The organism is Calothrix sp. CBUCES-K 9914, assembly GCF_059640475.1.
Genome location: NZ_JBXXZH010000240.1, coordinates 1 through 14,298, shown reverse-complemented (window position 1 = coordinate 14,298; position 14,298 = coordinate 1). Strand labels below are relative to the sequence as shown.

Here is a 14,298-nt window from a genome sequence, read left to right as displayed (position 1 = left end):
ATAATTAGGTTGTATAGACAGTGCTTTGTCGAAACTATCAATAGCATCTTCATCAATCTCTAGTTTCATAAGGGCGTAACCTCGCTTATTCCAAGCTTTGGCAGATTCTGGTTTGAATTCAATTGCTTTATCTAAGGATGATATCGATTCTTCGTATTCTTCTAATTCTTGTAATGTCAATCCTCGATTTAACCATGCGGATGCATCATCTGGTTTTATTTGTACGGCTTTGTCAAATGAGTCAAAAGCTTCTTCATAATTGCCTAGATAACCCAAAGCTACACCGCGATTACTCCATGCTTGATTGTAGTCGGGTTTATATTTTACGGCTTTATCATAACAGCTTATTGCCCCTGGATATCGTTTCATTTTTGCTAAAGCTAAACCTCTATTAAACCAAGCGTTAGGGTTTTCTGGCTCAATTTTCAGTGCGTTGTCATACACGTCAATTGCATCTTCATAACGTTTTTGGGCAAAAAGTTCTTTACCTTGTTCAATATATTTATCTGTTGAATAAGTATTAGATTGTTGTGATTTATCTTGTAATCGTTCTTGAATTTGGTTAGTTGGTGGTGTTTTTGCTAATTTTTCTAAAATCAGTTCTTTTTTTTGTTGAGCATCAATTTTCAGTTCCGATAGTTGAGAGATAAACTCCGACTCTAATTTTTCCATCTTTTCTAAAATTAAAGATTTCTGTTCCTGAGTATTTAATTGTAGCTCTAAAAATTGAGAAGCAAATTCTGACTGCATTTTTTCTAATTGCTCTATTGTTTTGTTTTGTTCTTGTTGAGCATTTGTTTGCAGAACGAGTAGTTGAGAAGCAAATTGTGATTTGAATTCTTCTAAAGCTTGTAAAAGTTGCTGTTGACCGTCAGATTGTAATTTTGAAATCAGAGATTTTATCTCATCTCTGGATTTTGCAGTATCTACTATAAGTAAATTATTTTCTTGCTCTATATCAGATTGCAATTCTTTAATTATATTCCTGACTGTATTTTTGGCTTCACCTTGAGATTTTGTTATGTCAGCAACCGCCATGTCCCTTTGCTGTCTAGCATCTAATTGCAAGTTATAAAAATGAGATGCTATTTCAGACTCTAATTTAAGAATATTTTCTAAAGCCACGTCACTTTTCTGCTTGGCGCCTAAATTCACGTTAGAAATTTCAGTCACCAATTCCGATTCTAAATTATCTATTAAATTATCTATTTTTTGTTGGGCAGATTTAATTATAGTTTCTAGCTGTGATAATAACTGCTCTTTGGATTGAGAAAGCTCCGAGCTAATTAACGGTAGATTTTGCTTTTCTATTTTAATATTGTTACGTAGCTTTTCTGCTTCCCGTTCTAATTCGTTCGTTATCGCCTGCGAACTTTGAATTGCGTTTTCTGCTTGTTGTTTAACAGTAGCAAGCTGCTTTTGTAATTCCGTCAGCCCCTGAACTTTATCTGTCGCGCGGTTAACAATTTCCCGGAGTGCAGCCTTTCTTAGCAGCCAAAATGACGCAAGCGCGACAACTGGAAACAAAGCCCAAATAATTAAGCCAATATTAAGTAATACATTGGTTGATGCATTAGTACTGTCGCTGCGTTCTGTTGTTGTTGGCGCCTGAGTAGCCAGTTGTACAACTTCGCGTTCTAAATTAGACGTTTTTGTTTTTATAATTGGCAAAATAGGCAATGCTGTGCTTGGAATGCTAACACCACCAACAGATAGCAAAACAGCAGAAAAGACTGTAGTACTTTTTAATGCAAAGGCTAAGATGATTTGATTTTTAGGCTTCATGCCGTCTCTCTCCATCCGTTGGTTAATTATAAGCTGTGGCATATTTCAAATTTAGCAGCTAAAACCTATATGCTAAAAATGGAATCAGCATCTCCGCGCGGCTCAACCCACCATGAACTCCAGCATGTGGCGCCCAGCGTTCGACCGTTAAAGATTGATAACAAATCCAATCATGGCGTGGTACTAGTATAAAATCTCCTACCCGGTCATCAGATTCTGGACTTAAAGGTTCATTCGGTAAGCCAAATAAACCTAACGCAATAGCTTCGGCTTTGGAGACAAGCAAGAAATTATCATCAAAATGTGAGTTAACATAAGCTTTCACAGCATCTTCGGCGCCGTTTTTAACATGCAAAAAGCGCGCGCGTCCTTCACCTGTAGCTGCTGGAGTCCATAAAAGGCGCGTCAGTTCGGGATGTTCGTGCAACCAAAGTACTTTTTCGGGGTTTGTAGGACATTGACCGTGGTCAGCAGTTACTAATAAAACAACATCACCTCGACCTGCTAAAGGGTCTAATAATTCTCGCTTCAGAGCAAAATCAATAGTAGCGACTTGTGCTTGATAATAAGGATTCAATGGCGCATAACGATGCGCTGCACTGTCTATGTTTGGTATATATATATAAGTGAAGCTTTTGCCGTTATCGTAACTCGTTAATATTCGGTCGCGCAACTGAGCAAAGCCATCAGCATAAGTTAAATATCCAGTGTATTTCTCTTTGCCTGCTTCGCTACCTACTGTTGTGTAGCGGCTAATACTAGTATTTTTAAATCCGTTGTAATTAACTATTCCAACATTTATCCCAGCTTTCTCCATGCGTAGGTAGATATTGGGAACTTTTACCAGTGTATCTGGGTTAAGTTGTTCGTCTGTGTAAGTTGCCGAAGTGGGAGCAGTATGAGGGCGCCAACGGAGTAAACTAACTAGGCTACCAATTTCTCGTAGGTAGGCAGTAGTGGAAGTAACACCATGTTGTGCAGTTGCGTAAGCAGTTGTCGAAGAAGTTAAAGCAGTGACTGTTGTAGAAGGAAATACTGTAGTAGCTGGCATGAAAAAAGTTTTGTTACTCTCAATAGCATTCGCTAAACCAGGTACAACATTATTGGACATTAAAGAAAGCAACTGGTCATAACCAAAAGCGTCCATTATCAGTAACACCACATGATTAATGGGCGCCATGTTTTGCCAGTTTTGCCAAGCTTGAGTTACTGCGTCTATTTCTAATAAACTGGGATTGAATGGAGGTAATGGAGGCTGTTCGCTTAGGGTAGGTGCCTCTGGACATAGCCAATGCATCGGTAGCGCAGCAATATTTGCCAAACCCAGTCCATCGTAACTCGGTCGTATATTGCTGGCGCCGAATACGGATGGTAGCTGCTGTCGAGTAATAAGCGCTTGCTCTGCTGTGGCAAATATGTCAGCCATTTAACTATTTTCCCTAACTCATACTTGTTATTTTAGAATAAAAAATCGTTAGCAACGGATACAACGGATGTAACGGATAATTTATTTGTTACAAACAAAATCTACTTATTTAAAATTAATCATCCGTTACATCCGTTCATCATCCGTTGCCAATTTTACGCTGCTGGAATTAACTGTCCTGAAATTTGAGGCTCTGCGAGAGGTTGACCGTCCTCTATATACGACTCTATAAGCATCTCTTAAACTTCTTGAGCATTCTTTAACGCTTCTTCATAACCTGAGTTCGACGTAAGAAAGATAACCGAAGGGGGATATTTTAGGCATGGAAATTTCGGCACCGCTGCGCGGCGCCTGATGACGCACGTTAAATTGTGGATTGTTTAAAGTTAAAATGTGCTTGTTAAGACTTAAACAAAGACTAAAGTGTTAGCATCATCATACAAATTAATTTCTGGTAACGCTTCTAAATCTTCTGGAGTTAGATTCAAGGAAGGTTTTTTATCTTGATATGTATAAGCGATTAAACCAGCAATAATATTGACCATAAAATTAGGAACACTACGATGTCTAGTATGTTCAATTTGTGAAATATTTTTTAGCTGGTCATTCACTGTCTCTATAAGAGAACGCTTTCTCAGTAAGATTTTATCAATTAAAGGAATCAAGCGGTTTTTCATATTTTTTTTGACAGTGGTGATGAGTTGAATATGTTGCTCTAAAAGTTGCTGAAATAATTTTTGAGAAATATAGCCTCTATCACCAAATAGCTTACCAAATAAAGAGGCCGTCATTTCTGGAACAGGTTTACGATCATCAACATTGGCTGGTGTTACCATAAAAGACATAATTTCCCCTTTTTCATTAATTATTAGATGTAATTTAAAACCGAAATACCACCCCAATGAATTCTTTCCCCATTTACCTAATCCTTGAAAAACTTTATTACGCTTTGCTCTCGCAGGAATACATATAGAAATAGAAGTAGAATCAATAAAGTTAATACCAGTATTTGCCCCACGACGTAGAATCAGATACCAGCATAAAGGTATTAAAGCGCTCTGTTGTAGCTCTACAAAGCGATTATAACTAACCAGTTTAGGGAAATGACTACATAAAAAATTACACACGTGCATGGTATAATAATCTTTAAAATTTCGATAAGATGATTGATGAAAATGAATAATTATGGTCATCACTTCACTTAAACATAAAGTTAATTTTCTCTGACGTTTTCTTTCACCACTTGGAAGTAATTCTTGTTTCCATTTTTGTTCAAATTCTTTACAAAAGTCATCAACATCACAAAAAAGCTTTTCTAATTCTATATTATTAATCATAGTAGATACCCCAAGTTTTAACTAATTAAACTTTTTATTTCAAAGAGTCCGGAGATATATTTTGGTTGTAAAGCTTTGAAATTAGCTTGGCAATTGAAACTCTTGCTGACTTTTTATGCCTAAGAATTTTTTTTGCCATCGAAATAGCAAGCTCTGGAGAAATTGATTTTGTGATATTATCAAAATCCGCATGTAATTGGTTAATCACTGAAGATTCTGTAATTATTTCCTTCGTTTCTAGTTCTGTAGCTTGAATAGCTGAGTTTGATTTTGTGTCATTATCAAATTCTTCCCCAGAATCCAGTCGGTGAGCTAATTGCATTACTTTTTGAGCATACATCTTCGGAACCCGAATAGTACAAGTGTCGGGATTGTTCCAAATTGGTTTTCTACCAGCATTTTCCCGTTTTCCTCCTCGGTTGCTCTTAGATGATACTTTGTTGTTTCTCATAATTCTGATTAAATCACAAATTCACCTCTTTTTTTTAATATATCTAAAAAAGAAACTCGTCAGGCGCCCAAAACAATACTTTTGATTTAATCACATTTTCAATTTCATCTTCATCTAGATGTTAATTATTACTCAATATCGAGTTGATACTTAGATATAAAAAAACACTCTCAAGCTTCTTGATTTTGTGATACTATCATAATTTCAAGTATAAAAGTATTTTTTCATCGGATAAAGGACACTATTTACCTATCGCGTTTCCTTGCACATAAATATAGCTTTTTATATTCAAAATTGATTTTGTGATTATTTCATAATGGAATAAATTAAAACATAGTTATGCTGCCCAGACGAAATGTACCCTCAAGCGAAGCCGATTTATATCCCTAATTTTCGGCACCGTTATGAAAAGGCGCCTTTTTGTTATGCTTCACGTATTCCAGTTCTCAACTATTTTCTTTTAGACTACTTGTACTAGCAGGTGTAAATTGTGATTTACTCACAAATTCTCTTATTTTCGCTATAATAATGCTTTTTTTGACACAAAAATGAATTTATCACAAATTCATTTCCTTTTTTGAGTGCCGACTTACCAGGTTAATTATCATTAACTAAAGCTTATTGATATTGAATGAAGTAACTGTTTTTTGTTACAACCCTTGCTCTGCTTTATTTTTAGGCTTTTTCTTACGTCGAACTCAGGTTCTTCATAAGTATCGCCATGAGTACAGGGTTGATACACATTGTTAAAATCAGGTAGCGAAACAACGTAGCATTTATCTTCATCTGACCATTGAATCAAAATTGTATATTTCATCATTTAGCTTTTATGCTGCTTGAATTAGCTTTCCTATAATTTGAGGTTCTGGGAGAGGCTGACCATCTTCTTTATACGATTCCATTAACATTTCTATCACTTCTTGAGCATTTTTTAAAGCTTCTTCATAAGTATCACCGTGGGTATGGCAAAATTCGCCCCACTCTGGAAGGCTAACAACATAGCATTTATCTTCTTCTGACCACTGGATAATTATTTTGTAATGATAATTCATTCTTCTTCCTCTTTTTCTTGTTCCTTTATACGTTGAGTTTTCTTAATATCTTCTATTAGTTTAATTGCATTATTCACATCTTTTTCTTGATAAGCTTTTGCATCACTTGCATCTTTTCCTGATATGGTCACTCTTCCTGTTAGTAAAGGATGATACCAGTTCGTGTGGCTACCTTTACCAGGGCGGTAAGTGAACCCTGCTTGCAGTAAGATGCTTTTTAACTCTCTGACTTTCTTGGGCATAACCGAGCTTGCTATCCCTGATTTTTATTTTTCCATTAAAAGTATATAGTACAACTACATTACATATTTTAATAAATATCCGGCGCCTTTGCCTTATTATTGCTGTGGTGAGTAAGTGATATATAAATGTCTATTGGTATATTGATTGTCGTTGCTATCTTGGCTTTTTACCTTGCTTTTAACCTCGGCGCCAATGATGTTGCTAATGCTATGGGCACTTCGGTTGGTTCCAAAGCAGTTACTTTGAGGCAGGCTTTAATTATTGCAGGTGTATTAGAGTTTGCAGGCGCCGTGTTGTTTGGTCGTGAGGTAACACAGACGCTCGCAACGGGTGTTGCAAACCCAGCGTTATTTGCAAATACTCCTCAGCTATTTGTGACTGGAATGGTTTCTGTACTGATAGCGTGTGGGTTATGGTTACAAATTGCAACTTCGCGCGGTTTGCCTGTGTCGAGTTCTCACGCTGTGGTCGGTGCCATTGCTGGGTTCAGTTGGGTTGCATTGGGTGCTGGGGCTATTGATTGGTCTTCGATTAAAATAATTACTATTGGTTGGGTATTAACACCTATTATTAGTGGTATAATCGCAGCATTTTTTTACAGTCAAATTCAACGCTGGATTTTAAATCAGCCGAATCAATTAATACAATTAATACAATTAAATGAGTGGATTCCGTGGTTAAGTACAGCTTTAATTAGTATTTTTGGTGTAATTGTATTACCGACTTTAACACATCCTGTAGCAGAATTTTTTATTAATAAATTTGGTTTCACAATACCTTTTCATGATTATTCACTCATAATAGGCGCCTTTGCTGTGGTAAGTTTAACTGTTTATAGTTGGTGCCAGGTAGACAAAGGCAATAATTCATCTATTGAAAAAATATTTGGACGCTATCAATTATTAAGTGCTTGCTTTGTTGCATTTGCACATGGTTCTAATGATGTGGGAAATGCAATAGCACCACTCGCAGCTATTGTTTATACACTTAATAGTAGCTCTGTACCGTTAGGTCAGATAGATGTACCCTTATGGATTTTAATACTTGGCGCCGCTGGTATCGTTACTGGTTTGGCAATTTTGGGTAAAAAGGTAATTGCGACTATTGGTGAGAGTATTATTACCTTACAACCTAGCAGTGGTTTCTGTGCTGAACTTGCTACCGCTACTACAATTTTGCTTGCTTCTCGCTTCGGTTTACCTGTTTCAACTTCCCATGCACTTGTTGGTGGAGTGGTGGGTATTGGTTTAGTAAAAGATATAAAATCAATTAAATTTTCAACGTTGCAAAATATAGCTGCAGCTTGGGTTGTTACCGTGCCAATTAGTGCAGGATTAAGTGCGCTGATTTTTACATTATTGAAATCGGTGTTTATTGTGTAAGAGGATATTTAACAATAATCCTAGTACGAGAAACCTAACCCCCTAACCCCCTTCCCTTCACTCGTAGGATACCGCTGGCGAATGATAGGTTTGACCCCTCATTACCACGATTTTGCGTTGTTTCCAAAATTGTAGAGACGCGACATGTTGCGTCTCTACACGTCGGTTTTTACGAAATAATGGGCGCCACCCCCGATTCGCCAGCGGTATCCTTTGCAGGAGAGGGGTCGGGGGTGAGGTTTGAATTAATACGGCGCCGTAATTTAGATATAAGCTGTTCAATAACAGTTAACACGACGTATAAACACTAAATTACATATAGCTGGTACATTTGTTGTGGGGAGATATTTGTGGAATTTAGTAGCACAGGCGCCCAGCCTATGCTACTAAACTTAAAAACTTTCTTCTAAACATTGCACTAGTTTCGGCGCCAGTGTTGCAGACCAGCCAATAGCAATATTATCTTCAGCTTTGTAAAAAGGTGCGGCTGGTAAATGTCCGCTAGGAGCTTCTAAGTTAAATTCAAGTTGGGTATATTGTTGCCAGTTACCTTTAAGGCGCCATCCCACTGTGTTTCCAAATTGTATATAATCTGGCGCCGTGTCCCAAATTCGGCTTTGCGCGGTAAAGCCAAAACGTTCATTACTGTAGTGAGTCCATAAGTAGTCAATTGTTTCTAGGTCACTACAGGGGAAATTCACAAAATCTTCTTCTCTAAGCCATCCAGCACTTACACGTTGGGATATTTTTAGCATTACTGCTCTGGTTTCTTCGTCTGCTTGGCGCCACATGTTCGCTACCAGTAACTTCGCAAGGTTATTGTAATCAATACCAACCTCGCTAATTAATTGATGAGTCATGCTTATAAAGTTTTTATCAATCTGGGGTTTTTTGATTACCTTGGTTGGGATACTCGCGCGTTGGTAGTAGTCCCCACGCTTCAGCATCTGCTGCCCAGTTGCGAAAAATCTTTTGTTTCGCAAATGAAGACGCGAAGTGCCAATTATATACTCTTTTCCACGCACTTGACCATTGTGCTGTTTCATCAGCTACTTGAAGCGCGCGGATTTCCGCTTCTAGTGCGCTACTGTGTTTCTGCATGATGGCTTCGATGTCTCGAAAATGCTCGTCGGGTTGTCGCAAAGCTTTTGTTTGTATTAAGTCTTAATAATTTTCAAAAATTAAATTAACCATCTTGTGGGATGGGCATCCTTGCCCGTCCTAATATTGAGGCAGGCAAGGATGCCCGCTCCACAAGAAACTGGTTAAATCTCACTTATTATAGCCTGCCTAGACTGGGGCCCATATTGATACCCAAATGAATAAGTGTGTAAACTGATTTAATCAGGGAAAAATCTGAGGGTGCGTGTAGATTAGCAAACATTGTTGACTACCTTGAGCAAGCTATATAAATCGCATTAATTCCTTATGTAATTGGGGATGCAGCCTTTAAGGGGGTATTGAGTAATGTGCCAAGACTTTGTATCTATTTTTTATCTGTGAAAAACTTAATAAATTTTTAATGATATTTTTTTATCTAAAAAGATATTGTAAGTTGCCAAAATTGGATTTATTGTTTTGGCTAATGGTGACACAATAGTTCCATAAAACTACGAATGCCTAACTGCTTACTCTTCCTCATACCAGAGGTGTAAAACTAATGGGTCAGTCTGAGAACAATACCAATCACCGAGAACACAACTCGGTGCCAAAATTAGAAGCTCTCGAAACCGTACAAAAATTAACCACTGAACTGCAAGCTCTTCACTCTGATGTTCTCAACTCGTTGCAGGAAGATGTGAAGCAGCTAGTTCATGAGAAAAATCGACTCAGGGATGATATCCAAAAGCTGCAAGTGCAAAAAGACAATTTGCACTCCTCGCAAATCGAGCAGCAGCAACAAGTACTAATCCGTCAACTTGTACAGGTTCTTTCAAATCACGTCTCTATACAACTCCAATCGTCATTGGAGCAACTGTTTGAGTCAGCGATAGTACGTGTGTCTAATAATAGTATGTTACAGTCCTCTACTCAAACAGAAAAAAGTCTGAGTAGTACAAATCACTCGGAAGTAGAGGATTTACTTGTTTTGCTCAAAGCTGCGGTATCAAAGACGTTTGAAGAACTAAGCTTAGAGTTAAATAATTACCAAAGCAATTTTTCAGTGCAGCTTTCCCAGATGTATAGCAACCAGGAACAAGGGGAAGCTATTTTGGCTGAGTTAGTATATCGTCTTCGCAATGAGTTGGAGAAATCACCCCAACAGCCTAATTATAATCCTAATTATAATATCGGCTCCAATACTGAAGAACTACCACAGCTTGAGTCATCTGAAGCGTTTGATATCGAAAGTACGGTACTCAAGAGCGCCTCGGATTATGAAAGTCCTTTTGTCGATAATACTCCCAAAAAATCTAGCCCTGATACTGTTATCCCTAACCCCATCACGCGCGCTCAAATTGCAGCATCAATAGAACCGATAGAACCGATAGAACCGATAGAAACTATAGAAACTGCTGAATTTGTTTCCAGAGAAGACACAGCGACAGAGGAAGTACAAAAGTTACAATCTGCTATACGAACACAATTACCACCTGAGACGATTGTTCCGACACCAATTCCAACACCAAGCATACGTCGAAAACGTGTTGAACCCAAACAATCACTGCCTCCCAAACCTCCTGAAACAGAAGTTGGGCGCCGCGAACTTCCAACTACGCTTCGGACTGGGTTTTTACTGGTTATGCTATCGGTTGTTGCTTCGGCACTGTACAACGTTTCCATTAAAGCGATGTTTTTCCCAAAATCGCAAATTTTTGGAGTTTTTGATGTTAACCAACTAATTTCCCCTACGCTTGGTAATTGTTTCTTAATTTTGATGCTGCGGATGCTTGTGGTTGTACCTTTAATGTTTGTACTGGCGCCGATTATGCATCAAGGTATTTGGCAGGATATTACAGGTTTAATAAATTCACTACGTAACAAAACAGTACGTCCTAATACTACACAAGTTTCACAATCTCGAACTATGACCAAGCGCATATTGCTGCTGTCGGTGATTAGTGGATTTTTCTTGTTCTTGTCACAGGTGTTAATTTATCTCGCTATCGGTCAAGTTGCTACGGGTGTAGCAATTTCGCTTTTCTTTATCTACCCAGTTATCAGTGGGTTCTTTGGTTGGTTACTGTTTAAGACTGATCGCGAACGTCCGACATTATCGAGGATTAGTACAATTGCTTGTATTTGCTTTGGTCAGTTACTTGTTTTAGGTTCCAACACGTCAAACCCAAATATATCGTTTGGCAGTACTGCTGCGATTGCATCGGGTATTACTTTTGCAATTTATATTGTTCTTACCCGCATTTGTGCTGCAAGACTACACCCAGTCTCGTTTACCTTACTCAACTTTTCTACGATGCTCTTGTTGTGCTTCGTAGCTTTGATGATCCCGTTACCCGCTAATATCGGTGTACAAGTAAATTACAACAATTTCCTCGAACTCATTTTGAGCGCTTTCATTTTAGGTGTGTTAACGTTATTTGGATACGTGTTGAACAACCTTGGTATCCGTAAATTTGGCGCCACCCGTTCCGCGCTTATCGGCGCCTGCGTACCTGCTTTGACGGTAATTTTTGCTGGGTTAATTATTCAAGAAAGTCTAGAACTAATTCAAGTTATAGGTGTTTTAGTTGTGACAGTTGGAGCAGCTGCTTTCAACCTCGAAAAAATACGTAGTCGCTCCAAGAGTTCAAAAACCATTGCTTAAATACGCGAAATTTATCTCAAGCAAAAGTATGTATCTATTAGGACATATTTCGCACGCTTGTAATGGTAAGATTCATCCAAACTTTAAAAAGCGATTGTTTGTTGTCTATGATACCTATATAGTTTGTTCAGACTTTACAAAACTCAGACTTTGATGATCATGATAGTGAAACAAAAATTTTTGTGTCGAGTGTGCTGCCATACAGTACTTTAGATGCCAAAATTTGTTTTGTAAAAAAAGCATCACCGCAGTGGTGTTACCAATTTGTCGCGTACCCTCAATACAAAAAATTTAAATCTGGTATCAAGGGTTTCAGGGGTGATAGTTATAATAGTTTCACCCATAGTGGCAGCAAATGGGCAATTTAAGCATTCAATTGCTTATAGTTAAGGTATTCAAGGCAATCATCACTTTTAAGGAGTTTTGTGTATTTACAAGAAAATACGGATGAAAAATTGATTAAGACTACCAATAATACTGAGATATGAAGCATAATAGATTATCTAAAGTAAACACATTGCTTTGAGTCGGGTGTATACTACTTACTTTCCTGTAACTTATAACCTGTAAACGTGCTATTCAACTGTCTGTAATATGAGCAACGATATCGATCTGATCAAAAGTCTTAGCCCCAGCGCGATGGATCAGATCATGCTTTATCTGGCTTTTAGTGCCATGCGGACGAGTGGGCACAGGCATGGGGCGTTTCTAGATGCAGCCGCGACCGCAGCAAAATGTGCAATTTACATGACTTATCTTGAGCAGGGACAAAACCTGCGGATGACAGGACATTTGCATCACCTCGAACCAAAACGAGTCAAGGCAATTGTCGAAGAAGTTAGACAAGCGCTAACAGAGGGTAAATTGCTAAAGATGCTCGGTTCGCAAGAACCACGCTATCTAATTCAGTTGCCTTATGTCTGGATGGAGAAATACCCCTGGCAACCAGGACGTTCGAGAATTCCTGGCACTAGTTTAACGAGCGAAGAAAAGCGGCAAATTGAGCAGAAACTGCCCGATAACCTGCCCGACGCTCAACTAATTAGTTCATTTGAATTTCTGGAACTGATTGAGTTTCTTCATAAGCGCTCGCAAGAAGACCTGCCGCCACAACACCAAATGTTGTTGAGTGAAGCCCTGGCAGAGCATATCAAGCGTCGGTTACTTTATTCTGGTACAGTAACGCGAATTGACTCGCCTTGGGGTATGCCTTTTTATGCGCTAACCCGTCCGTTTTATGCGCCTGCGGATGACCAAGAGCGTACTTATATCATGGTGGAAGATACTGCTCGGTACTTCCGGATGATGCGCGACTGGGCAGAACGTAGAATTGGAGCTATGCGTGTTTTGGAAGAACTTGATATTCCGCCAGAACGATTGAAGCAAGCTATGGAAGAATTAGATGAGGTTATCCGTGCTTGGGCTGATAAATATCACCAAGAAGACGGTATGCCTATGGTTTTACAGATGGTGTTTGGTAAAAAAGAAGATTAAATTACCAAATTTATTGGTATTGATTTTCCATAAAAATACTAATTAATTAATAAATCCACGTCGAATCCACCTTTTGGTGGATTTGTCAATAGGATAATGATTAATTAGTTGAATTCAAACAATTTATGTTGTGAATCTATATTGTGAATCATTATGGTGTAGGCTCATTAGTTAAAATTGGGGTTGCATCTGCCTCAACAGAGCTAGTTTTATCAGCCCAACCAGAGACGGCATCTTTGATTACGCCTGCAATTGGTACGGCGATTAGTAACCCTAACAAACCCCCTACATAAGTACCAATTAGTAAGGAAGTTAGTACCCATATTGGGCGTAGACCAGTGAAACTACCTAAAAGGCGTGGCGCCACTGCCTGGTCGATTAATTGGTCGATAATAACAGCTATAACTAGTACTCTTGCTGCCAGCCAAATATCATGGGACGCAATAATTAAGGTGGTAATAATTAGGCTAACGACATCACCAAATGGGATTAAGCTTAAAATGCCTATTCCTAAACCGAATACTAAAGCAAACGGAACTTGAAGCAGAAGAAATACTGTTGTCAATGATATTCCCATCAACAAAGCTAAAACTACTTGCCCAATTAGATAATTTCGGAAATTTTCCTGTAACGAGCGCTGTAATTTTAAACCAAAACTCGACGGCAGTTTTTGAAATATAGAGTCCCAGATACGGGCGCCATCACTAAGAAGGTAGAATGTAAAGACAATGATAGCTATAGCTTCAGAAACGCTATCAATAGCCTCAACCGCAAAACTAAAAAGTCGGTTTCCAAAAAACTCAACTTCATCGGGCAACTTATCAGTTAATTGCGTAGCGATTCTGCTAAAATTAACGTCTAATCTACGACTTGCTGCCCAAGCATTTAAAGAAAGTAACTTTTGTTGTCCAGAGTTTATCCACTCAGGAACAACTTTTGTCATTTCGTTAAATTGCTCAAAGCCGAGGGGTAATATAGTGATTCCAACGGTAATTATAATTAATAAAGTTGAAACAAAAACGATTCCAACTGCATAACCGCGCTTTATACCACGAGAACTCAGTATCGAAACAGGAAAGTTTAATATAAACGCTAGCAGCGAAGCTAATATAAAAGTTGTAATTATTGGCTTAAAGTAATCAAAGACGCGAAAAACTAACCACCCATTCAGAAAAACTAACGGAAACAGTAGCGTTATCAATACTAATTGTATTAATCGATTCAGCGTATTCATAATCTTGGCAAGGGGAAGGGGATCAAACTTTTAACTCCTAAAGACGCCTGGGTATCGCCTCTCTACACTCAGCACTCAGCACTCAGCACTCAGCACTCAGCACTCAGCACTCAGCACTCAGCACTCAG

Annotated in this window: 14 protein-coding genes; 3 read left to right on the top strand and 11 right to left on the bottom strand. The window is 38.4% G+C overall.

The window, feature by feature from the left end; all coding sequences use genetic code 11:
• The 7 genes from AC2JBO_RS35405 to AC2JBO_RS35375 form a co-directional block, all read right to left on the bottom strand.
• Positions 1-1,827 (bottom strand): tetratricopeptide repeat protein (locus AC2JBO_RS35405; protein WP_496958322.1); only part of this gene is annotated, 1,827 nt, incomplete at its 3' end.
• A 16-nt stretch (positions 1,828-1,843) separates the two neighbouring features.
• Positions 1,844-3,211 carry an alkaline phosphatase family protein gene (locus AC2JBO_RS35400; protein WP_496958321.1) on the bottom strand — a complete coding sequence of 456 codons (1,368 nt, stop codon included), beginning with the start codon at positions 3,209-3,211 and terminating at the stop codon, positions 1,844-1,846.
• A gap of 407 nt (positions 3,212-3,618) precedes the next feature.
• A complete protein-coding gene (locus AC2JBO_RS35395) occupies positions 3,619-4,536 on the bottom strand; it encodes an IS982 family transposase (RefSeq protein WP_496958324.1) in 918 nt (305 codons plus the stop codon).
• 46 nt (positions 4,537-4,582) lie between these two features.
• The gene (locus tag AC2JBO_RS35390) at positions 4,583-4,999 is read right to left on the bottom strand and encodes a hypothetical protein (RefSeq protein WP_496958320.1); all 417 of its coding nucleotides are present in this window, start codon (positions 4,997-4,999) and stop codon (positions 4,583-4,585) included.
• A 607-nt stretch (positions 5,000-5,606) separates the two neighbouring features.
• Positions 5,607-5,816, bottom strand: coding sequence for a type II toxin-antitoxin system HicB family antitoxin (locus tag AC2JBO_RS35385; protein ID WP_496958323.1), 210 nt, complete (start codon positions 5,814-5,816; stop codon positions 5,607-5,609).
• A gap of 10 nt (positions 5,817-5,826) precedes the next feature.
• Positions 5,827-6,051, bottom strand: a complete 225-nt coding sequence (locus AC2JBO_RS35380; RefSeq protein WP_496958319.1) for a type II toxin-antitoxin system HicB family antitoxin — start codon at positions 6,049-6,051, stop codon at positions 5,827-5,829.
• Positions 6,048-6,293 carry a type II toxin-antitoxin system HicA family toxin gene (locus AC2JBO_RS35375; protein WP_496958318.1) on the bottom strand — a complete coding sequence of 82 codons (246 nt, stop codon included), beginning with the start codon at positions 6,291-6,293 and terminating at the stop codon, positions 6,048-6,050. The genes AC2JBO_RS35380 and AC2JBO_RS35375 overlap by 4 nt, the downstream gene beginning before the upstream one ends.
• A gap of 126 nt (positions 6,294-6,419) precedes the next feature.
• Between AC2JBO_RS35375 and AC2JBO_RS35370 the strand changes: the two genes are divergently transcribed.
• A complete protein-coding gene (locus AC2JBO_RS35370) occupies positions 6,420-7,676 on the top strand; it encodes an inorganic phosphate transporter (RefSeq protein ID WP_496958317.1) in 1,257 nt (418 codons plus the stop codon).
• 169 nt (positions 7,677-7,845) lie between these two features.
• Here AC2JBO_RS35370 and AC2JBO_RS35365 read toward each other — a convergent pair whose 3' ends face one another.
• The 3 genes from AC2JBO_RS35365 to AC2JBO_RS35355 all read right to left on the bottom strand — a co-directional run bounded on the left by AC2JBO_RS35365 (position 7,846) and on the right by AC2JBO_RS35355 (position 8,819).
• A complete protein-coding gene (locus AC2JBO_RS35365) occupies positions 7,846-7,971 on the bottom strand; it encodes a hypothetical protein (RefSeq protein ID WP_496958316.1) in 126 nt (41 codons plus the stop codon).
• A gap of 97 nt (positions 7,972-8,068) precedes the next feature.
• On the bottom strand, positions 8,069-8,536 hold the full coding sequence (locus AC2JBO_RS35360; protein WP_496958315.1) for a GUN4 domain-containing protein: 468 nt from the start codon (positions 8,534-8,536) through the stop codon (positions 8,069-8,071).
• Between the two features lie 16 nt (positions 8,537-8,552).
• The gene (locus AC2JBO_RS35355; RefSeq protein WP_496958314.1) at positions 8,553-8,819 is read right to left on the bottom strand and encodes a hypothetical protein; all 267 of its coding nucleotides are present in this window, start codon (positions 8,817-8,819) and stop codon (positions 8,553-8,555) included.
• Positions 8,820-9,336: 517 nt separating this feature from the next.
• On the opposite strand from AC2JBO_RS35355, the gene AC2JBO_RS35350 reads away from it, so the two are divergent.
• On the top strand, positions 9,337-11,442 hold the full coding sequence (locus tag AC2JBO_RS35350) for an EamA family transporter (protein ID WP_496958313.1): 2,106 nt from the start codon (positions 9,337-9,339) through the stop codon (positions 11,440-11,442).
• A gap of 594 nt (positions 11,443-12,036) precedes the next feature.
• Positions 12,037-12,936: a heterocyst differentiation master regulator HetR gene (hetR, locus tag AC2JBO_RS35345; protein WP_496958312.1), complete on the top strand. Its 900-nt coding sequence runs from the start codon at positions 12,037-12,039 to the stop codon at positions 12,934-12,936.
• Positions 12,937-13,087: 151 nt separating this feature from the next.
• On the opposite strand, the gene AC2JBO_RS35340 is transcribed toward hetR, so the two are convergent.
• On the bottom strand, positions 13,088-14,170 hold the full coding sequence (locus tag AC2JBO_RS35340) for an AI-2E family transporter (protein ID WP_496958311.1): 1,083 nt from the start codon (positions 14,168-14,170) through the stop codon (positions 13,088-13,090).
• Positions 14,171-14,298 lie beyond the last annotated feature (128 nt).

Bases quoted from the DNA above. Each gene is read 5' to 3' on its own strand.
- AC2JBO_RS35400 (WP_496958321.1), bottom strand. From the start codon at position 3,211: ATGGCTGACATATTTGCCACAGCAGAGCAAGCGCTTATTACTCGACAG.
- AC2JBO_RS35390 (WP_496958320.1), bottom strand. From the start codon at position 4,999: ATGAGAAACAACAAAGTATCATCTAAGAGCAACCGAGGAGGAAAACGG.
- AC2JBO_RS35385 (WP_496958323.1), bottom strand. From the start codon at position 5,816: ATGAAATATACAATTTTGATTCAATGGTCAGATGAAGATAAATGCTAC.
- AC2JBO_RS35380 (WP_496958319.1), bottom strand. From the start codon at position 6,051: ATGAATTATCATTACAAAATAATTATCCAGTGGTCAGAAGAAGATAAA.
- AC2JBO_RS35375 (WP_496958318.1), bottom strand. From the start codon at position 6,293: ATGCCCAAGAAAGTCAGAGAGTTAAAAAGCATCTTACTGCAAGCAGGG.
- AC2JBO_RS35370 (WP_496958317.1), top strand. From the start codon at position 6,420: ATGTCTATTGGTATATTGATTGTCGTTGCTATCTTGGCTTTTTACCTT.
- AC2JBO_RS35360 (WP_496958315.1), bottom strand. From the start codon at position 8,536: ATGACTCATCAATTAATTAGCGAGGTTGGTATTGATTACAATAACCTT.
- AC2JBO_RS35350 (WP_496958313.1), top strand. From the start codon at position 9,337: ATGGGTCAGTCTGAGAACAATACCAATCACCGAGAACACAACTCGGTG.
- hetR (WP_496958312.1), top strand. From the start codon at position 12,037: ATGAGCAACGATATCGATCTGATCAAAAGTCTTAGCCCCAGCGCGATG.
- AC2JBO_RS35340 (WP_496958311.1), bottom strand. From the start codon at position 14,170: ATGAATACGCTGAATCGATTAATACAATTAGTATTGATAACGCTACTG.